Origin of the sequence: Pantoea sp. B_9, assembly GCF_008632015.1 — a bacterium.
Taxonomy (GTDB): domain Bacteria; phylum Pseudomonadota; class Gammaproteobacteria; order Enterobacterales; family Enterobacteriaceae; genus Pantoea; species Pantoea dispersa.
Genome location: NZ_VWVL01000004.1, coordinates 345,756 through 365,683, shown reverse-complemented (window position 1 = coordinate 365,683; position 19,928 = coordinate 345,756). Strand labels below are relative to the sequence as shown.

The 19,928-nt window shown below is 58.7% G+C and carries 15 protein-coding genes; 8 read left to right on the top strand and 7 right to left on the bottom strand.

Translation table 11 applies throughout. The annotated features are described in order from the left end of the window. Positions 1-222: 222 nt before the first annotated feature. The 3 genes from F3I21_RS14795 to F3I21_RS14785 are packed head-to-tail and all read right to left on the bottom strand — an operon-like array spanning position 223 to position 2,821. A complete protein-coding gene (locus F3I21_RS14795; RefSeq protein WP_021507606.1) occupies positions 223-390 on the bottom strand; it encodes a DUF2474 domain-containing protein in 168 nt (55 codons plus the stop codon). A gap of 1 nt (position 391) precedes the next feature. Beyond that, complete coding sequence (gene cydB / locus F3I21_RS14790) at positions 392-1,396, bottom strand: cytochrome d ubiquinol oxidase subunit II (RefSeq protein ID WP_058759654.1); 1,005 nt, start codon at positions 1,394-1,396, stop codon at positions 392-394. Continuing rightward, complete coding sequence (locus F3I21_RS14785) at positions 1,397-2,821, bottom strand: cytochrome ubiquinol oxidase subunit I (RefSeq protein WP_150059231.1); 1,425 nt, start codon at positions 2,819-2,821, stop codon at positions 1,397-1,399. A gap of 568 nt (positions 2,822-3,389) precedes the next feature. Here F3I21_RS14785 and yghX point away from each other — a divergent pair. Further along, complete coding sequence (yghX, locus tag F3I21_RS14780; RefSeq protein ID WP_150059230.1) at positions 3,390-4,280, top strand: YghX family hydrolase; 891 nt, start codon at positions 3,390-3,392, stop codon at positions 4,278-4,280. Positions 4,281-4,302: 22 nt separating this feature from the next. Here the strand turns inward: yghX and F3I21_RS14775 are convergent, their stop codons facing one another. Next, positions 4,303-4,674 carry a helix-turn-helix domain-containing protein gene (locus F3I21_RS14775; RefSeq protein WP_021507610.1) on the bottom strand — a complete coding sequence of 124 codons (372 nt, stop codon included), beginning with the start codon at positions 4,672-4,674 and terminating at the stop codon, positions 4,303-4,305. Positions 4,675-4,774: 100 nt separating this feature from the next. On the opposite strand from F3I21_RS14775, the gene F3I21_RS14770 reads away from it, so the two are divergent. Both F3I21_RS14770 and treF read left to right on the top strand, forming a co-directional pair. Continuing rightward, complete coding sequence (locus F3I21_RS14770; RefSeq protein WP_150059229.1) at positions 4,775-5,629, top strand: SDR family oxidoreductase; 855 nt, start codon at positions 4,775-4,777, stop codon at positions 5,627-5,629. Positions 5,630-5,977: 348 nt separating this feature from the next. Continuing rightward, a complete protein-coding gene (gene treF / locus F3I21_RS14765; RefSeq protein ID WP_058759659.1) occupies positions 5,978-7,636 on the top strand; it encodes an alpha,alpha-trehalase TreF in 1,659 nt (552 codons plus the stop codon). Positions 7,637-7,834: 198 nt separating this feature from the next. Here the strand turns inward: treF and F3I21_RS14760 are convergent, their stop codons facing one another. Then, the gene (locus tag F3I21_RS14760; RefSeq protein ID WP_010616452.1) at positions 7,835-8,656 is read right to left on the bottom strand and encodes an alpha/beta fold hydrolase; all 822 of its coding nucleotides are present in this window, start codon (positions 8,654-8,656) and stop codon (positions 7,835-7,837) included. 215 nt (positions 8,657-8,871) lie between these two features. Here F3I21_RS14760 and F3I21_RS14755 point away from each other — a divergent pair, with 215 nt between their 5' ends. Then, the gene (locus F3I21_RS14755) at positions 8,872-10,461 is read left to right on the top strand and encodes an MFS transporter (RefSeq protein ID WP_150059228.1); all 1,590 of its coding nucleotides are present in this window, start codon (positions 8,872-8,874) and stop codon (positions 10,459-10,461) included. Here the strand turns inward: F3I21_RS14755 and F3I21_RS14750 are convergent, their stop codons facing one another. Continuing rightward, positions 10,462-11,370 (bottom strand): LysR family transcriptional regulator, encoded by a 909-nt coding sequence (locus F3I21_RS14750; RefSeq protein ID WP_021507614.1) that lies wholly within the window; start codon positions 11,368-11,370, stop codon positions 10,462-10,464. A gap of 162 nt (positions 11,371-11,532) precedes the next feature. Between F3I21_RS14750 and F3I21_RS14745 the strand changes: the two genes are divergently transcribed. Beyond that, positions 11,533-13,401 (top strand): amidohydrolase, encoded by a 1,869-nt coding sequence (locus F3I21_RS14745; protein ID WP_021507615.1) that lies wholly within the window; start codon positions 11,533-11,535, stop codon positions 13,399-13,401. 27 nt (positions 13,402-13,428) lie between these two features. Here the strand turns inward: F3I21_RS14745 and F3I21_RS14740 are convergent, their stop codons facing one another. Further along, a complete protein-coding gene (locus F3I21_RS14740; RefSeq protein WP_150059227.1) occupies positions 13,429-14,391 on the bottom strand; it encodes a sensor domain-containing diguanylate cyclase in 963 nt (320 codons plus the stop codon). A 370-nt stretch (positions 14,392-14,761) separates the two neighbouring features. On the opposite strand from F3I21_RS14740, the gene F3I21_RS14735 reads away from it, so the two are divergent. The 3 genes from F3I21_RS14735 (at position 14,762) to uxuA (ending at position 19,914) form a co-directional block, all read left to right on the top strand. Further along, positions 14,762-18,013, top strand: coding sequence for a transporter substrate-binding domain-containing protein (locus F3I21_RS14735; protein ID WP_058759663.1), 3,252 nt, complete (start codon positions 14,762-14,764; stop codon positions 18,011-18,013). After that, on the top strand, positions 18,013-18,717 hold the full coding sequence (locus F3I21_RS14730; protein ID WP_058759664.1) for a response regulator transcription factor: 705 nt from the start codon (positions 18,013-18,015) through the stop codon (positions 18,715-18,717). Before F3I21_RS14735 ends, F3I21_RS14730 begins: the two co-directional genes overlap by 1 nt. Before the next feature lie 132 nt (positions 18,718-18,849). Continuing rightward, a complete protein-coding gene (gene uxuA / locus F3I21_RS14725; RefSeq protein WP_150059226.1) occupies positions 18,850-19,914 on the top strand; it encodes a mannonate dehydratase in 1,065 nt (354 codons plus the stop codon). The last annotated feature ends 14 nt before the right edge of the window (positions 19,915-19,928 follow it).

Genomic DNA, 19,928 nt, shown 5'->3' with positions numbered 1-19,928 from the left:
TGCCTGCGCATAGCGGTGCGCATTAATGCGCACCCTACGAAAATCGTGCCGGTACTCTGTCGGGGCGCCATGAATGGCGACCAAATGCTGGTCAATCTGATGGGCCGACACATGATCGGTGCGCATCAATGCGCACCCTGCGAACATCGTGCATTACCTTGCAGGGTCGCCATTTATGGCGACCGATAATGCCGGGCAGGCGTGCCTGCCCTCATCGACCACTCAGTGCGAACGCATGCCCGCTGCCGTCATCATCATACGAAACAGTGATGCCACCACGCCCAGTGCCAGCACGCTTGCGCCGTAGATGATTACTAACCACAGCACGCGCTTCCACCAGGGGGCTTTCGTTTCAGTGGGGTTGTTCATATTGCTGACCTCGGTTTGCATCTCAGTGGTATCCTTCGTCGGCTTTGATTTTTCCGCGGAACACATAGTAACTCCAGAAGGTGTAACCCAGAATCACCGGAATAATCAGTAAGCTACCGACCAGCATAAAGGCCTGACTCTGCGGCGGTGACGCGGCGTCCCAGATGGTGATCGACGGTGGAATAATGTGCGGCCATACGCTAATACCGAGGCCGGAGAAGCCGAGAAACACCAGCGCCAGCGTCAGCAGGAACGGCGAGTAGTGCGCCTCACGCTTGATGGCGCGCACGATGCCCCACGAACACAGCAGCACCAGTACCGGCACCGGCAGGAACCAGAACAGATTAGGACGACTGAACCAGCGGTGCGCAATCGCATCGTGGGTGAACGGCGTCCACAGGCTGATAATGCCGACAATCAGCAGCAGCGCGATCACCAGCGGCGTCGCCAGCGCGGACATCTTACGGTGCAGTTCATGCTCGGTTTTCATGATCAGCCAGGTACAGCCCAGCAGCGCGTACGCCACCACCAGACCGACGCCGCAGAACAGCGGGAACGGCGCCAGCCAGTCCATCGCCGAGCCGGCAAACTCGCGCCCTTTCACCGGGAAGCCGTCGATAATCGCACCGACCGCAACGCCCTGACTGAAGGTCGCCAGCAGTGAACCGGCGATAAATGATTTATCCCAGAACGCACGGTGCTCTTCCGTGGCCTTAAAGCGGAACTCAAACGCCACGCCACGGAAAATCAGGCCAATCAGCATCGCGGTGAGCGGAATGGCCAGCGCATCGGCAATCACCGAATAGGCCAGCGGGAACGCACCGTACAGACCGGCACCGCCCAGCACCAGCCAGGTTTCGTTACCATCCCAGACCGGCGCAACGGTATTCACCATCATGTCGCGCTCAACTGCATCTTTGTTGAACGGGAACAGGATACCGATGCCAAGATCGAAGCCATCCATCACGATATACATCAGGGTGGCGAACACGATAATGGCGAACCAGATAATGGAGAAATCGATCATTTATTTACCCTCCTGCGGTTCGTTCAGACTCTCATGGGCCGCAGAAAGCGGACGCGCAGGTGTTTTATCCTGCCCCGGACCACCGTGGCGCACATCTTTACCCTCGCCGGTCAGCGGACCTTTCTTAATCAGGCGCATCATGTAAACGTAGCCGACACCAAACACTGACGAATAGACGAGGATGAAGGCCAGCAGGCTGATGCTCATATGCAAATCACCATGCGCCGACACCGCATCAATGGTGCGCTGCACGCCGTACACCACCCATGGCTGACGACCAATTTCCGTGGTAAACCAGCCGGCAAGAATGGCGATCAGGCCGGACGGGCCCATCAGCAGGGCGAACCACAGGAACGGCCGGGAGTTATACAGCCGCTTTTTGTAACGCAGCCACAGGCTCAGCACGCCGAGGGTGATCATCAACAGGCCCATCGCCACCATGACGCGGAACGACCAGAAGATCACCAGCGAATTCGGGCGGTCCTCTTTCGGGAAGCTCTTCAGCGCCGGGACCTGTTTGTCCAGGCTGTGGGTCAAAATCAGGCTGCCGAGGTACGGCACTTCCAACGCATATTTGGTGCGCTCTTCATCCATATCCGGAATACCGAACAGAATCAGCGGCGTCGATTCTCCCGGCGGGTTTTCCCAGTGGCCTTCAATCGCCGCAATTTTTGCCGGCTGATGCTCAAGGGTATTCAGGCCGTGCGCATCGCCGATCATCGCCTGAATCGGCGCAACGATCAGTGCCATCCACAGTGCCATAGAGAACATTTTGCGGATTGCCGGGTTGTCGTTACCGCGCAGCAGATGCCACGCGCCAGACGCGCCAACAAAGAAGGCGCTGGCGAGGAAGGCCGCCACCGACATATGGAACAGGCGGTACGGGAACGACGGGTTGAAGACAATCCTGAACCAGTCCTGCGGCACCACGATGCCATTCTCTATGATGTAGCCCTGCGGGGTATGCATCCAGCTGTTGGACGCGAGGATCCAGAAGGTCGAGATGATGGTACCGAGCGCAACCATGCAGGTGGCAAAGAAGTGCAGGCCCGGCCCAACGCGGTTCCAGCCAAACAGCATCACGCCGAGGAAGCCCGCTTCAAGGAAGAAGGCGGTGAGCACTTCATAGGTCAGCAGCGGACCGGTAATACTGCCGGCAAACTGCGAGAAGCCACTCCAGTTGGTACCAAACTGATACGCCATCACCAGTCCGGACACCACGCCCATACCGAAGTTAACGGCAAAGACTTTGGACCAGAAGTGGTAGAGATCGCGATAGGTCTCGTTACGGGTTTTTAGCCACATGCCTTCGAGCACCGCCAGGAAACTGGCGAGACCGATGGTGATGGCCGGGAAAATAATATGGAAGGAAACAGTAAAGGCGAACTGAATCCTGGCCAGGTGGAAGGCATCTAATCCAAACATTGCTTACCTCTTTGCCACAAGATTGCACCGAATTTTTACTTATAATTAACAAGTTTGACGCACAAGATTATTATTTCGTGACGTCGGAAGAGATTCACGCCAATTGTAAGGCAAGCGGCGAGAACAAAAAGAAACAGTGGGAATGGCTAAAACTATAACAGTATTTTTTGATTTCGATCATTGTTTTCACCAGAAACTACTTGTTTAAAATCACTAAGTTAAGGTTAAAGCCCGTGATTTATTGTGACAATCTTGTTATTAAGCAGAGCGAGAGGAAAAGGCGTTAATCTGGTAACTGGCTAATTTAGCTGTTAATTACTGCGCCAGACAAAACGGCACAGGACCGCACCGTCACGTTACGCTGTAAAATTTCCTGCACAGTCGCCAGAAAGAAACTTTGTTAATTAAAAGATAATTTTTATAGACCAAAAAGAAATTAATTTGCTGCCTTTCGGTGACATTCTGTGAGCCATCGCGCATTAACCCGCTGGGGCATGGCATTTGCCAGCGGCGTCAGGCTGTGCTTTGTTAAAGCAGCACAGTCCGGTTAATCAGCGAAGGAGAGGTTATGACCCGTCTTACCGCCCAGGATTTTCCCCAGGAACTGCTTGAGCTTTATGACTACTATGCGCACGGTCGCATCAGCAAGCGCGAGTTTCTCTCGCTGGCCGCGAAGTTCACCGTCGCTGGCATGACCGGAGCCACCCTGCTCAGCGCCATGAGCCCCAATTATGCGCTGGCAGAGCAGGTGTCGTTTACCGATCCTGATATCAACGCCGAATACATTCACTACCCGTCGCCCCAGGGACATGGCGAGGTACGCGCTTATCGGGTGCGCCCGACTCACGCCATCGGCAAGCTGGGTGCCGTGGTGGTGGTACACGAGAATCGCGGCCTGAATCCTTACATTGAAGACGTGGCGAGACGGGTCGCCAAAGCGGGCTATGTCGCGCTGGCGCCGGATGGCTTAAGCTCGCAGGGCGGCTATCCGGGCAATGATGAAGAGGGCCGTGCGATGCAGGCCAAAGTCGACCCGACCAAACTGATGAACGATTTCTTCGCGGCAGTCGATTTCCTGATGCAGCATCCCGAGGGGAACGGCAAGGTCGGCATCACCGGCTTCTGTTATGGCGGCGGCGTGGCCAATGCGGCGGCAGTGGCGTTTCCTGAGCTGGCCTGCGCCGTGCCGTTCTACGGCCGCCAGCCAAAAGCGGAAGATGTGGCGCGCATTCGGGCGCCGCTGCTGCTGCACTATGCCGCGCTGGATAAAGGCATCAACGAAGGCTGGCCAGCTTATGAAGCCGCTCTGCAAGCCAGCCACAAAACCTATGAAGCGTATATTTATCCCGGCGTGAATCACGGCTTTCACAACGACTCAACGCCACGCTATGACAAAGCTGCCGCCGAACAGGCATGGGGTCGCACACTCGGCTGGTTTGAGAAATATTTGCACGCCTGAGCCTGGCGCGCCGCGACGGCACTCACGCTGTCTGCGGCGCTTTAATGATGCGGTGGACATTGCTTTCCAGCCAGTCGGCGAGGCCAATGACCTGCCCTTCCACCTCATGCCCCAGCGCCGTCAGCCGGTACTCCACGTGCGGCGGCACCACTTCATAGGCGATACGCTCAATGAAGCCATCCTCTTCCATGTAGCGCAGCGTCTGCGCCAGCATGCGTTCACTGATGCCACCAATCCGGCGGCGCAGTTCGCTGAAGCGCAGCGTCTCAGCGCGCAGCGCCAGTAACACCAGCACACTCCAGCGGCTGGTAATCCGTTTTAACACTTCACGTGACGGGCAGTTCACATTGAGTAATTCACCACGGGAAAATTTATCACTCAGGTTTTCAGCCATTTACATCACTCCGCTCAAACTAACAAATCTGTAAGTACTTACTAAAAGTTAGTTTATCTCGTAGGCTGTTTCCATACCAGTTCAACCTGAGGAAAACACCATGATTGCGATTACCGGAGCCACTGGCCAACTGGGCCGTTTAGTGATTAATGCCTTGCTGAAGAAAGTACCGGCCAGCGAGATCATCGCTGTGGTACGTTCACCGGAAAAGGCGCAGGACCTGCAGGCACTCGGCGTCGCGCTGCGTACCGCTGATTACAACCAGCCACAGACGCTGCACAGCGCCTTTGCCGGGGTGCAGAAAGTGCTGCTGATCTCCTCCAGCGAAGTGGGCCAGCGCGAAGCCCAGCACCGGGCGGTGATTGATGCCGCCAAAGCGGCGGGCGTGTCATTTATCGCGTATACCAGTCTGCTGCATGCCGATACCTCGCCGCTGGGTCTGGGCGTCGAACACCGCGCCACCGAAGCGCTGCTGCAGGCTTCAGGCATCCCTTATGCCCTGCTGCGTAACGGCTGGTACAGCGAAAACTATGCGGCCAGCATCGCACCGGCGTTAGCGCATCATGCCTTTATCGGCGCGGCGGGCGACGGGCGCATCGCGTCGGCGGCGCGCGAGGATTATGCAGCCGCGGCGGCAGAGGTGATCAGCCGTGACGATCAGGCCGGCAAAGTGTACGAACTGGCCGGCGATGACAGCTATACGCTGGCAGAATTCAGTGCGGAGATTGCCCGCCAGTCCGGCGAACAGGTGGAGTACGTTAACCTGCCGCCTGCGGAGTTCAGCGCGGCGCTGATCGGAGCCGGTTTACCCGCGCCGCTGGCCGAACTGCTGGCGGATTCCGACGCCGGTGCCGCTCAGGGTGCCCTGTTCGACGACAGCCACACGCTCAGCAAACTCATTGGCCGCCCGACCACACCGTTCGCCGCGGTAATTAAGGCCACGCTGGCAAAGTAAGGCGCTGACGGCGCCCTCACCTGCGGTGAAATCCGGGGTGAGGGCGACGAAAAGCCCTCTTTTCCCCGTCTCGTTTGCCATCAAATGATCAACCTCTTCCCGCTTTTTTGCCGTCATCACTGACGATTTTCTTATTTACAGATAATTCTGTTCACTTATTTAAAGCTTCATCTGAAACACTGCTTTCAATTCCTGAAATATAGGACGTTGTATTCGCTGAAAAAAGCCTTAAATAGCCGATCAATCGACAAGTTTTATTACGTTCATAGATATTTCGCATTGTTGTCTCATCGGGTCAGAGATCTATAATTTGTCCTTTGAGCAACCAGGCAATTTCAGGAGGCCGCTATTAATACTAACCACCAGCAACGTCAAGCTTTCGGAGAACACGAAGCCCATGCTGATCTGGGGTATCAATACGATCCTCACGAGTTTATCCGCGAAGGTATGCAGGATTCGGAGCCGGAACCCGAGCTGATTGAAGGCCTGCCTGCGCCTGATGCGCTGACGCCTGCCGATCGCTATCTGGAGCTGTTTGAGCACGTACAGACGTCACGTATTTTTGCCGACAGCAAAACGTTTCCGGACTGCGCGCCTAAATTCGATCCGCTGGATATTTTAATCCGCTATCGCCGCCGCAAACGCTCGGCGGAGTTCGACCTGGAAAAATTTGTCCACGAGCATTTTTATTTACCGCAGGTCAATGAGAGTTTTTATGTTTCCAATCCGGATAAAACCCTGACGGAACATATTGACGATCTGTGGCCTGTGTTAACCAAAATGCCGCAGCAGCATTTACCGCATTCGTCGCTGCTGCCGCTGCCGAAGCCTTACGTGGTGCCCGGCGGGCGTTTTGGTGAAACGTATTACTGGGACTCCTACTTCAGCATGCTGGGACTGGCCGAAGCGGGCCGCGACGATCTGCTGCGTCATATGGCGGACAACTTCGCCTGGCTGATTGATAACTACGGTCACGTGCCGAATGGCAACCGAACCTATTACCTCAGCCGCTCGCAGCCGCCGGTGTTCGCGCTGATGGTCGAGCTGTTTGAAGAGGACGGCATTCGCGGCGCGAAGCGCTATCTTGACCAGTTGATGAAAGAGTATCAGTTCTGGATGGACGGGGCCGGCGAGCTGATGCCGCATCAGGCCTATCGTCACGTGGTGCGCATGCCGGATGGTTCGCTGCTCAACCGCTACTGGGACGATCGCGACACGCCGCGCGATGAGTCGTGGATGGAAGATGTGGAAACCGCCAGCAAATCGCGTCGTCCGGCCAGCGAGGTCTATCGCGATCTGCGCGCCGGTGCCGCTTCCGGCTGGGATTACTCTTCGCGCTGGTTGCGCGATCCGCAGCGTCTGGCCAGCATTCGCACCACCCAGTTTATTCCGGTGGATCTGAATGCGTTTCTCTACAAGCTGGAGCTGATGATCTCGACGCTGGCGCACGCGAAGGGCGAAGAACTTACCGGCCTGGCGTGGCAGAAGAAAGCGGATGCGCGCAAGCAGGCGATTCATCGCTATCTGTGGGACAACACCGCAGGCGTGTACCGCGACTACGACTGGCGTCGTGAACGCTTTGGTGCCTTTACCGCAGCGGCGGTGGTACCGCTGTTCCTGGGGCTGGCTTCACCCGAGCAGGCGCATCTGCAGGCGGTGGCGCTGCGCCAGCTGCTGCTGACGCAGGGCGGGCTGGTGACTTCCATGGTGGAGAGCGGAGAACAGTGGGATAAACCCAACGGCTGGGCACCACTGCAGTGGATGGCGGTGGTCGGACTGAATAACTACGGTGAAGAGACGCTGGCAACCGAGATTGCGGTCAACTGGCTGACCACGGTGAAGAATTTCTATTCGCTGCACCACAAGCTGGTAGAGAAGTACGATATCAGCGGCGATCGCGCCCGCCCGGGCGGCGGCGGTGAGTATCCACTACAGGACGGCTTCGGCTGGACCAACGGCGTCACCCGTCGCCTGCTGGCGATGTACGGGCATTTGCTGGCGGACTGACGCGGGACACTGCGGTCTGATGCGGGATGCTGCGGCCTGATGCCCTCACCCTGGCCCTCTCCCACCGGGAGAGGGAAACGCTGCCATATGCAGGACTGAGACAGCCCAGGTTAATTCAAGAGCCAATCCCCCGCTCGCTCGGTTCCCTCTCCCGCTGGCGGGAGAGGGTTAGGGTGAGGGGAAAAACGCACTCCCCCCTCAATTCCCCTGCAAAAACGCCAGCAGATCCGCATTCAGCTGGTCCTGATGCGTCACGGCAAAACCGTGCGGGCCGTTCTCATACACTTTCAGCTGCGAACCCGCAATCATCTCGTGCACCAGCTTGCCGGTGGCTTCAAACGGCACTACCTGGTCGTTACTGCCGTGGATCACCAGCGTCGGCACATCCACTTTGGCAATATCCGCACGGAAATCCGTCTCAGAGAACGCGGTCACGCAATCCAGCGTACCTTTCAGCGACGCCAGCAGCGCAATGTTCAGTGTCTGCGTCAGCACCCCATCGGAAACCGTCTGGCCCGCGTTGGTACCGTAAAACGGCGTAGCGAACTCTTTAATAAACTGCGCACGATCCTTCAGCAAACCCGCTTTGATCCCGTCAAACACCGCTGATTCTACCCCTTCCGGGTGGTCGTCGGTTTTACCAAAGATCGGGGTGACGGCGCCCAGCAGCACCAGTCCTTTCACTTTCGCGGTACCATAACGACCAATGTAGCGCGACACATCCCCGCCGCCCATTGAGAAGCCCACCAGCGTCACCTCATCCAGCTGCAGATGCTCGATCAGGCCGTGAATATCGTCGGCAAAAGTGTCGTAATCGTAGCCTTCCCACGGCTGATCGGAGCGACCAAAGCCGCGGCGGTCAAACGCGATGACGCGATAGCCGCGCTCGGCGAGGAAGTTGAGCTGGCTGTCCCACATATCGGCATCCAGCGGCCAGCCGTGGCTGAACAGCACCGGCTGCCCCTTGCCCCAGTCTTTGAAGTACAGGTTTACGCCGTCTTTAGTCTTGAATGTGCTCATGTTTTTTCTCCGTTAGTCAGTGATGTTGTGTCTGGGAATCAAACTAGCGTGGGATGCTGGAAAAACCTAAAGCAGAGATTTTGACAACTTGTGCAAAGATTTTTGCTAAGCCCTGCCATCAAAAATCCTTGTACAAGTTGGCCGATTTTTTCCGCTATCTCCTGACGGGCGAGCTTCGTATCGTGCTCTCATCGCTCACTGACAGGAACAGCCTGATGAACCAGCCAAATCCACAAACAGCGCGCAGCGGCGCGTTTTCCCCTTTCGCCTACGGGCTTTTCGCCGTGATCTGGACCGCTTCGGTGCTCGGCAATACCGGTAGCTTTATCCGCGACGTCGCCAGCGCCTGGCTGATTACCGGACTGTCGGATAACCCAACCGCCGTCGCGCTGATGCAAACCGCCGCCACCCTGCCAGTGTTCCTGCTGGCGCTGCCGGCCGGCGTGCTGTCAGATATTGTTGACCGCCGCCGCCTGCTGATTGTGGTGCAGCTGCTGATGGCCAGCGTCAGCGGCACGCTACTGCTGCTGTCGCACAACCACTGGCTCACCGTTGAATGGCTGATCGGCCTGACCTTTGTCGGCGGCGTCGGCGCGGCGCTGTTCGGTCCGGCATGGCAGGCCATCGTGCCGGAGCTGGTACCCCGCCATGAGCTGAAAAATGCCGTCGCGCTCAACTCGCTGGGCATCAATATCGCCCGGGCGATTGGACCGGCTACCGGCGGCCTGCTGCTGGCAAGTTTAGGTGCTATGGCCGCTTACGGTGCCGATGTCGCCAGTTATTTTTTCGTCATCGCCGCGCTGCTGTGGTGGAAACGTCCGGCGAAAGCCGCTACCGCGCTGAATGAGCACTTCTTTGGCGCTTTCCGCGCCGGGCTGCGCTATGTGAAAGCCAGCCGCGAACTGCACCGCGTACTGTTGCGCGCCGCGCTGTATTTTGCCTTCGCCAGTGCCATCTGGGCGCTGCTGCCGCTGGTGGCGCGCACCATGCTGCACGGCAGCGCGGGCTTTTATGGCTTGCTGCTTGGGGCCGTCGGTGCCGGTGCCATTGCCGGCGCGCTGCTGCTGCCGCGCCTGCGTGCCCGGCTGAGCCATGATGGACTGATGCTGCTCTCCGCCGTGCTCAGCGCGCTGGTCATGGTGGCGCTGGCGCTCAGTCCGCCACAGTGGCTGGCGCTGCTGCTGATGCTGGTACTGGGCACCGGCTGGATCATCGCGCTGACGACCCTCAACGGCGTGGCGCAGGCGGTGCTGCCCGACTGGGTGCGCGGTCGCGGGCTGGCGGTCTATCTGATGGTGTTCAACGGCACGCTGGCGGGTGGCAGTCTGGCCTGGGGGCTGATCGCCCAGCACATGGGTCTGGCGTCAACGCTGATGCTGGCCGGTGCGGCGCTGCTCATCACGGCGCTGCTGGCAAAACGGCTGGCGCTGCCGGCGGGCGAAGCGGATCTGCAGCCAGCGCAACACTGGGCTGAACCGGTGGTGAGCGATGCGGTGGATATCCGTCGTGGTGCCGTACTGATCCAGATTCGCTACCGTGTTCCCCAGGCCGATCGCGCCGCTTTCCAGCACGCCATGCACAAACTGGCTCAGGCGCGACGCCGTGACGGTGCCTATGCGTGGGGATTAATGGAGCAGACCGACGATGCCGGAGCGCTGCTGGAGTGGTTTATGGTGGAGTCATGGCAGGAGCATTTGCGTCAGCACCAGCGCGTCTCGCGCGCCGATGCTGAGTTACAGCAGGCGGTACTGCAGTTCCATCAGGGTGATGAACCCCCGCAGGTCAGCCATCATATTGCGCTGTGATCAGGCTGGCGCGTAGATGTCACTCAGGCCGGGCAGCGTCGGCAGGCGCTCGCGCCACCAGATAGCCGCGTTGCCGCAGGCGCTCTCATTCCACGCCAGATAGGCGATATCGCGCCGGCACTCGCTGTCCAGCTGGCGCGCCACCAGCGCACCGCTCGCCAGGTGCGGGCGCGCCAGATAAAGCGGCAGATAACCACAGCCGAGCCCGGCGAGATGCGCCTGCAGTTTGGCCGGGAAATCATGCACGCTCAGCGTCTTCTGCTCATCCAGCACGCGTAAATCCATCCCGGCACCGTGGCGGGATGAATCATGCACCGTGACCGCGCGATACTGGCGAATCTGTTCGCGCAGCAGCGGTTCGGGCTCCGCCGCCAGCGGATGGTCAGGAGCGACAGCGAACACATACTCCAGCCAGCCCAGCGGCTGGCAGACAATCTCTTTGCGCGTGGCGGGTTCCTGAACCGCGCCAAAGACAATGTCCGCTTCGCCGTAGTGCAGCGCTTCCCAGCAGCCGGCCAGCACGTCCTGACGGAACTGCAGCTGGGTGTGCGGGTGCTGCTGATAAAATTCGTCAATCAGCGGCGTGAGGATGCTGAACGGCAGCGAAGCATCCACGCTGATGGTCAGCAGACTCTCCCAGCCGCTCTCCACGTAGCGCGCCTGCTGCTCCAGCTCGTTCACCGCACGCAGCAGCGTCCGCCCTTTTTCCAGCATCAGACGGCCGGTCGGCGTGAACGTGGCGCGATGGCCGGAGCGATCGAGTAGCGTGATTTTTAAATCGCTCTCCATCTTCTGCACGGTATAGCTCAACGCCGACGCAGTTTTGAACAGTCGCGCGGCCGCAGCGGCAAAAGTGCCATGACGATCGAGCGCATCCAGAATCAGCAGCGCCTCCAGATTTAAACGCATTCCCTACCCTCCGTAAAAAAAGTTGAACGACAACGTAAAAACAATCCGTTATCAATAACTGCTGTCATTTCGTATTTTTTTCCTCATCGGCGCAAGCATTTTTAACCGCGCATTAACACGGTGGCTGAGGGCCGCTACGCTTAATTTAACGGAGAGAACAGAATGACGACCGCATCCCTGATTTTTACCAACGGTAAGTTTCACACCGTCGATCGCGCAAACCCGCTGGCCACCGCCGTAGCCATCAAAGACGGCAAGTTTCTCGCCGTAGGTAGCGAAGCGGACGTCATGCGCTTTGCCGGCAGCGACACGCAAATCATCGACGCCAAAGGGCATACCGGCATTCCCGGCCTGAACGATTCCCACCTGCATCTGATTCGCGGTGGCCTCAACTACAACCTTGAGCTGCGTTGGGAAGGCGTTCCGTCGCTGGCCGATGCGCTGCGTATGCTGCGCGAACAGGCACTGCGTACGCCGTCACCGCAGTGGGTGCGCGTGGTCGGGGGCTGGAGCGAGTTCCAGTTTGCTGAGCGCCGCATGCCGACGCTGGACGAAATCAACGCCGCCGCGCCCGATACGCCGGTCTTCATTTTGCATCTGTATGACCGCGCGCTGCTCAATCGCGCCGCGCTGAAAGTGGTAGGCTACACCAAAGAGACCCCCAACCCGCCGGGCGGCGAAATCCAGCGCGACAGCAATGGCAATCCGACCGGCATGCTGATCGCCCGTCCCAACGCCATGCTGCTGTACGCCACGCTGGCGAAAGGGCCCAAACTGCCGCTGGAACAGCAGGTTAACTCAACGCGTCAGTTTATGCGCGAGCTGAACCGCCTCGGTCTGACCAGCGCCATCGACGCCGGCGGCGGCTTCCAGAATTACCCGGACGATTACGACGTGATCGCCGAACTGCACGCGAAAAAGCAGCTGACGGTACGCATCGCCTATAACCTGTTTACCCAGCGTCCCGGCCACGAGCTGGAAGACTTTGAGAAGTGGACCGATATGCTGAAGCCGGGCCAGGGCACCAATTTCCTGCGCCACAACGGTGCCGGTGAAATGCTGGTGTTCTCGGCGGCGGACTTCGAAGATTTCCTCGAACCGCGCCCGGATCTGGCACCCGGCATGGAAGATGAGCTGGAGCGCGTGGTGCGCCACCTGGTGGAGCATCGCTGGCCATTCCGCCTGCACGCCACCTATAACGAATCGATCAGCCGCATGCTGGATGTGTTTGAGAAGGTGAATCGCGACATTCCGTTCAATGGCCTGCACTGGTTCTTTGACCATGCGGAAACCATCACTGAAGCCAATATTGAGCGGGTAAAAGCGCTCGGCGGCGGGCTGGCGGTGCAGCATCGCATGGCTTTCCAGGGGGAATACTTTGTCGATCGCTACGGTAAAGAGGCCGCGAAGCAGACGCCGCCGGTGGCGCGCATGCTGGAGGCCGGCGTGCCGGTCGGCCTCGGTACCGATGCCACCCGCGTTGCCAGCTATAACCCGTGGACCGCACTGTACTGGCTGGTTTCAGGCCGTACCGTCGGCGGGATGCAGCTGTACGATGACAACGCACGCATCGACCGTGAAACCGCGCTGATGCTGTGGACCAAAGGCAGCGCCTGGTTCTCCAGCGAGCAGAGCGCCAAAGGTGAGATCAAAGTCGGCCAGCTGGCAGATCTGGTGCTGTTGTCGAAAGATTTCTTTAGCGTGCCGGAAGAGGAGATCAAAGGCATTGAATCGGTGCTGACGCTGGTGGATGGCAATGTGGTGTATGCCGCCGGCAGCTTCACGCCGCTGGCACCGCCGCCGGTGCCGGTGTTGCCGGAGTGGTCGCCGGTGGTTACCGTGCCTGGTCACTACCGCAGCGCCCCGCCGCAGACCAGCGGCCGTGCCGCGCGGATGCCGCAGGTACACCAGTGCAGCGGCCCCTGCGGCGTGCACAGCCACGCTCATGATGTCGCGCGCCAGTCATCGGTGCCGGTGTCAGACAACAACGCGTTCTGGGGGGCGCTGGGCTGTTCCTGTTTTGCGTTTTAAGTGATCAAGGGGTGCGGGCGCTGGCCCTCACCCCATCGATATATTGCCTGCCAGGCCAAAGCCCTGCTTACCGTTCTTCTTAATCTGGTACATCGCGCCATCCGCCCGGGTCAGCGCGTCGTCGAAGCTGTCGCGCCGGTGTACCGGGGCGATACCGATCGAAGCACCAATCCGCGCATGACCATTGTCGACATCAAACGGCGTCAGCGCCGCATCCAGCACCGCCTGCGCCAGAATGCGCACCTTGGGGTAATCAATCAAAAACGGCAGCAGCAGCACGAACTCATCGCCGCCAAGCCGCCCGACGATGGCCTCTGACGGCAGCAAATCGCGGATGCGCTGGCTGAGCTGAATCAGCACCTCGTCACCGCTGCGATGGCCGAGCGTGTCATTGACGTGCTTGAAGTTGTCGAGGTCGATAAACGCCACGCACAGCGGCCCGGCGCGTTGCAGCTGACTAAAATGCGCCTGCAGCGCGTGGCGGTTGGGCAACGCGGTTAACGGGTCGTGATGCGCCAGCAGGGAGAGCTGGGCTTCGTAATTCTTCTCTTTGGTCATGTCGATATGGGTGCCGGTCACTTTGAGCGGATTACCCTGCTCGTCCCACTCGCTGACGCGTCCGCGATCCAGCACCCAGGTGATTTTGCCGTTCTTGCCGATCATACGGTGCAGCGCCTCGTAATAGGGCGCGCGTCCTTCAATATGATCGTAAAAGGCGCGCAGCACCTCATCGGCATCTTCCGGATGCAGGCACTCGCGCCAGGCATCAAAGCGCGCTTTGGTCTCTTTCGCCTGAAAGCCGAGCATCGCGCCCCAGCGCCGGTTAAAAATCACCAGCTTGCCGCTGGGAATATCCAGCTGCCACAGGCACAAGCCGGTGCCGTCCAGCGCCGCGTTCAGCTTATTACGCGCGTCGTGCGCCAGGCGCTTGAGGCGCGCATTGTGCTTTTTCAGGTTCTGAATCTGCTGGCGCAGCGCTTCTTCGGACATGGTTGATCGCTGGAGAGAAAATAAGGGCTATTTTGCCTGCACGATAGATTCTGTAAATAAAACAAATGAAAAGGCGATTAGCGTCGGAAAATTGCGCCGGGTTCAGCAGGAATGGCGAAGCAACGCGGTAATTTCAGCAAACAAAACTTACACTTACTAAAAATAGCAGCGCGCTTCGCTTCGGCGCGCTGGCGAAACCTGGCTTTCACCAGGAATTTTCCCTCCTGTTTTTAAGAAATTTCTTAAGCGCGATTTAAGTCCACTTGTATTAAGTCGCTGTTGAAGGATGCCTGACGCGCAACGTGCTGTCAGAGAAGAAGCGCCGTCATGGTGGCGGCGCGCGCAACCGGTCCAGCGAGTGAAACCATCCGTGAGTAAACGCATCCTCAGCCTCCTTCTGTTACTGGGCTTTTGTCTGTCTGCCTGGGGTGCAACCACGTTAAATTTCTCGCCGCGCTATGGTCTGGTAGCACCGGAAGTCACGCTGTCGCCGCAGAGCCAGCAGTGGCTGAAACAGCACTCTGTACTGCGCGTCGGCGTGTGGAACAACCCGCTGCCGCCCTATTCCGTGTCGTTTGAAGCCAACACCTACGAAGGACTTTCGGCCGATTATCTGGCCATCGTGGCGAAGGCGTTAAATCTGCCGGTGAAAATCAAGGTGTATAAAACCCGGCTGGAGCTGGTGGATGCGCTCAACGACGGTGAAGTCGATCTGATTCCTTACTACACGCTGGCCGCCAATCAGGATACGCAGCTGGCGCTGAGCCTGCCGTATTCACTGGCGCGCAGCGTATTAATCAGCAAACGTAACGCGACCTTCGATAGTGAACTGAAAAATAGCCGCTATCGTCTGCTCTATTACGGTGATGCAGAACTCAAAGCGCTGCTGCACAAGCGCTATCCGCGCGCCACGCTGGCCCCGGCCGCGCCGCCGCTGTGGGCCTACACCGATACCGCGTTTAGCGAAAACACCCTGTTCTGGAGCAACAGCGCCACTCAGCGCTTTCTTTCGCATCGCGGCCTGCAGAACGTGATTGAGGCGCACAGCACGCCGTACACCAACGATGTCGACGCGCGCTTTGCCAGCAACAGTGCCAATCTGCCGCTGATCGCAGCCATTGATGAAATCCTGAAAAACATTCCGCTGCGCAACGCGGTACAGATTGCGGAAGCCTGGAGCCTGGATTATCAGTCGGTGGTTAAAAACCATCCGCTGGATCTCAGCGATCAGGAGGCCGCGTGGCTGGCAGAACACCGCGAGATCACCGTTAACTACGATCCTTCGCATACGCCGTTTACCTTTATTGATAACCGCCAGCGCGTGGTCGGCCTGAGCGTGGACCTGCTGAAAATGATTTCCCAGCGCACCGGCATTCGCTTTCGCTACAATCCGATTCAGGGGTTGAGCAACATGCGCGATACGCTCAACCGCCAGCGCGATGCGATTATCGCCGTCAGCGACGCCACCGCGCAGCAGGACGACAAAATCCGCTACACCCGCTCCTACATCTACTCGTCGTGGGTCGTAGTGACGCGCAAAGACAGCCCGTGGAAAAGCTTTGATGAGATGGCAGGCAAGCGCGTCGGTATCTATGAGCGCGCTTACTATCGTTACGATTTACGTGAACGCTGGCCGGGCATCAACTTCGTCGAAAACGGCGTATCGATTGATTCACTCGGTCAGCTACTCGATAAGCAGCTGGATGGCTTTATCGTGCCGTACGAGTCGTCGCTGTTTCTGCTCAACAATCACTTTAATGACAGCTTTAAGGTCGCGTTTGTCGCGCCGCTGCCGATGTTCCGCATGGCGATGGCGGTCAATGGCCAGGATCAGGTGCTGCTGTCGATCCTTAACAAAGCGCTGTCCGATATTCCGCAGCCGACCATGCAGTCGCTGATGGAGCGCTGGATCAAATACACGCCGCCCGCCACCAGCACCTCATGGCAAAGCTATCGCAGCTATATATTGCGCATCGTCGCCGTGGCCGGGCTGGGCCTGCTGTTTTTCCTGTGGCGTAACCATCTGCTGAAAGCCTCGCTGGCCAAACAGCGCGAGCACGAGCGTGAAATCAGCGAGCAGCTGGCGCATATCGAAGCGCTGATGGCCGACCTGCGCAAAGCCAACGAAGTCGCGGTGCGCGCCAGCGAAGCGAAAAGCACCTTCCTGTCGCACATGAGTCATGAAATCCGCACGCCGCTGGCGGCGCTGATTGGCCTGCTGGAAATCGAGCATCTCGGCCAAAGCGACGCACAGCAGCGGCAGAAAAATATTGATGTCGCCTGGGAGTCGTCGCGATCGCTGCTGTCGCTGGTGGGCGATATTCTCGACCTGGCAAAAATCGAGTCCGGTCATTTCAGTATTCAGCTGCAGCCAATGTCGCTCAGCGAAGTGGTGCATGACTGCGAAGCGCTGTTCCGCCAGGTGGCGCTGAATAAAGGCCTTGAGCTGAATATTGTGCTGGAGCTGACGCAGGATCAGGTGCTGTTTGACCCGGTAGCACTGAAGCAAATCCTCTCCAATCTGGTGAGCAACGCCATCAAGTTTACCTCGCAGGGCGCAGTGGAAGTGGCGCTGTATCAGGCAGAAAGCACGCGGCCGGAGTATGTGCTGGAGGTGAGCGACAGCGGGGTTGGCCTGACGGCAGAGCAGCAGCAGGCGATCTTCGAGCCGTTTATCCAGGTCGGTCAGGGCAGCAACCGCGCCAGCGGCACCGGGTTAGGCCTGAATATCTGCCGCCGGCTGGCGGTGATGCTCGGCACCGAGCTGCACGTCGAGAGTGAACCGGGTGACGGCAGCGTGTTTATGCTGCGCTTCCGCGCGGAAGCGGCGAGCATTGAACATGAGCAGCCCGCCCTGCCACAGCCGGTGGAGCCAGCAAAACAGGCTGCACTGCGCATTCTGATTGTCGATGACAACGCCACCAACCGTCTGCTGCTGGCCCAGCAGCTGCGCTACGCCGGGCACCATGTGCTGGTTGCCGACAGCGGTGCAGCGGCACTGGCGCTGTGGCGCGAAAATCAGCCGGACCGCGTAATTACCGACTGCAACATGCCGGAGATGGACGGCTTCGAATTCACCCGCCAGCTGCGCGCCGAAGAGAAGCGCCTGGTGCGACGCGCGGTGCCGGTTTACGGCCTGACGGCGATGGCGGAGGAGCGCGTGGCTCAGCTGGCGCAGGACGCCGGCATGAACGGTTGTCTGTTTAAACCGCTGGAGCGCGCGCAGCTGCTGCAGGTGATCACCGGCGCACCGATGAACCCGACGCGCGACGATACCCTGCTGACGCTGGAAAATCTGGCGGCAAACAACCCGCAGGCGTGGCGCGACCTGGTGACCACCGCGCGCCAGCAGAACAGTTACGATCTCGCCCAGCTGACGCAGGCGGTGGCTGCGAACAATTTTGCTTCGGCGCGTCACGCCGCGCATCAGCTACTCGGCAGTGCCCGAATGCTGCGCGCCGACGCGCTGCAACATCGCTGCCGCGCCGCCGAACAGGCGGCGGAGCATGAAGATGGTGCGCTATTACAGCAGCTGCTGCCGGAGGTCGCCGGGGCGGTGGCCGAGCTGGACGCACTGTTCCTGCGTGCCCTGGAAACACCTATTCCTGAAGAGGTGATGTAATGAAAGAGAGCGCAATCTGGCAGATTGCCGTGCTGGACGATCATCCGCTGATTGGTAAAGCCATGCAGTACCGTTTAGCGCAGGAGCCGCAGCTCGATCTGGCCGGGGCCTTTGCCCAGCGCCAGCAGCTGATGAATTTCCTGCAGCGCCACCCGCTCGATATCCTGGTGCTGGATTACATGCTGGGTGAAGACCAGCTCGACGGGCTGCAAATGGTGAAACAGCTGCGCCTGCACTACCCGCAGCTGAAGATTCTGGTGTCGTCCGCGGTGGAAAAACCGGCAATTGTCCAGCTATTGCTGAAAGCCGGCGTGCAGGGATTTGTCGGCAAAAGCCACGATCAGGAGGTGCTGATCGATGCCATCCATCAAATCTGTCGCGGCAAGCGCTTCCTGACGCCGGACATGATGCTGGAGCTGGATAAATTCCAGGAGAGCGATCGCGAGATGCACGACTACCTGACACCGCGCCAGGCGGGCGATGACATCTCGCTGCTGCTGCGCGAGCTGAGCCCGCGCGAAATCGAGGTGATTCGCTGTTATCTCGACGGGTTGAGCATTACGCAGATCGCCGGTAAATACGCGCGCAGCCGCAAAACCATCAGCGGTCAGAAGCAGACCGCGCTGCGCAAACTGGGGCTGCGCTCGGATCTCGAACTGTTTAAGTACAAGCAATATTTCACCGAGCTGGTGACCACCCAGTAAGCGACTGCGCTGCGGATAAAACCGGTTCTGTGACGCGGATCAAGGCTTAATCGCCGCACAATGCTGCCCTCATGAATTCTAGTATGGTAGTTTAGCCGTTATCATACAGACACGATGACGGTGGATGACATAATGCAGCTGACAATGCGGTGGTTTGGGCCGAAGGAAGACAAGGTTTCGCTGGAATATATTCGCCAGGTGCCGGGCGTACGCGGCGTGGTGGGCGCACTTTACGATGTGCCGGTGGGCGAAACCTGGCCGCAGGAGAAGATCCAGGCGCTGGTCGATCAGGTGCACGCAGCCGGACTGACGGTCGAAGTGATTGAGAGTGTTAATATTCACGACGACATCAAGATCGGCCTGCCGAGCCGCGATCGCTATATCGCTAATTATCAGCAAAGTATCCGCAACCTGGCGGCCGCCGGGGTAAAAGTGATCTGCTACAACTTCATGCCGGTGTTCGACTGGATGAAGACGGATATGAATTATGTGTTGCCGGATGGCTCCATCACCATGGCCTTCGAGAAACAGGGCATTGATAAAAGCCTCGAGGAAGTGGTGAAAGAAGTACTGGGCAGCGCCAACGGCTTCGCGCTGCCGGGCTGGGAGCCGGAACGGCTGGCAAAAGTTCAGGAGCTGTTTGCCAAATATCAGGACGTTGACGACGCGAAGCTGCGTGAAAACCTCGCCTATTTCCTCAAAGCGGTGATCCCGGTGTGTGAAGAGGTGGGCGTGAAGATGGCGATCCACCCGGACGATCCGCCGTATTCGATCTTCGGTCTGCCGCGCGTGGTGAAGAACCGCGACGATCTCGACTGGATCTGTAACGTCGTCGATTCTGAAGCCAACGGCATTACGCTGTGCACCGGATCGATTGCCGAGGATCCGCAGAACGATGTCTATGCCATTCTGGCCGAGTTCTCACGCCGCAGGCGCATCCCGTTTGCCCACGTGCGCAACATCAAGATCATCCGCGATAAAGATTTCTACGAGTGCGCGCATCCGACGGAATATGGCTCGCTGGATATGTATAAAGTGCTGCAGTCGATGTATGACAACGGCTTTGACGGCTATATCCGTTCGGATCACGGCCGCTTTATCTGGGGTGAAACCGGGCGCCCAGGCTACGGTTTGTACGACCGCGCGCTGGGCACCACCTATCTGCTGGGCCTGTGGGAAGCGCTGAGTAAGCGTTAATGGGCTACGATCTG

Coding starts and splice junctions, on each gene's coding strand:
- F3I21_RS14760 (WP_010616452.1), bottom strand. CDS start 8,656: ATGAGCACATTCAAGACTAAAGACGGCGTAAACCTGTACTTCAAAGAC.
- F3I21_RS14730 (WP_058759664.1), top strand. CDS start 18,013: ATGAAAGAGAGCGCAATCTGGCAGATTGCCGTGCTGGACGATCATCCG.
- F3I21_RS14785 (WP_150059231.1), bottom strand. CDS start 2,821: ATGTTTGGATTAGATGCCTTCCACCTGGCCAGGATTCAGTTCGCCTTT.
- F3I21_RS14745 (WP_021507615.1), top strand. CDS start 11,533: ATGACGACCGCATCCCTGATTTTTACCAACGGTAAGTTTCACACCGTC.
- uxuA (WP_150059226.1), top strand. CDS start 18,850: ATGCAGCTGACAATGCGGTGGTTTGGGCCGAAGGAAGACAAGGTTTCG.
- F3I21_RS14755 (WP_150059228.1), top strand. CDS start 8,872: ATGAACCAGCCAAATCCACAAACAGCGCGCAGCGGCGCGTTTTCCCCT.
- F3I21_RS14775 (WP_021507610.1), bottom strand. CDS start 4,674: ATGGCTGAAAACCTGAGTGATAAATTTTCCCGTGGTGAATTACTCAAT.
- F3I21_RS14770 (WP_150059229.1), top strand. CDS start 4,775: ATGATTGCGATTACCGGAGCCACTGGCCAACTGGGCCGTTTAGTGATT.
- F3I21_RS14750 (WP_021507614.1), bottom strand. CDS start 11,370: ATGCGTTTAAATCTGGAGGCGCTGCTGATTCTGGATGCGCTCGATCGT.
- F3I21_RS14740 (WP_150059227.1), bottom strand. CDS start 14,391: ATGTCCGAAGAAGCGCTGCGCCAGCAGATTCAGAACCTGAAAAAGCAC.
- F3I21_RS14795 (WP_021507606.1), bottom strand. CDS start 390: ATGCAAACCGAGGTCAGCAATATGAACAACCCCACTGAAACGAAAGCC.
- yghX (WP_150059230.1), top strand. CDS start 3,390: ATGACCCGTCTTACCGCCCAGGATTTTCCCCAGGAACTGCTTGAGCTT.
- cydB (WP_058759654.1), bottom strand. CDS start 1,396: ATGATCGATTTCTCCATTATCTGGTTCGCCATTATCGTGTTCGCCACC.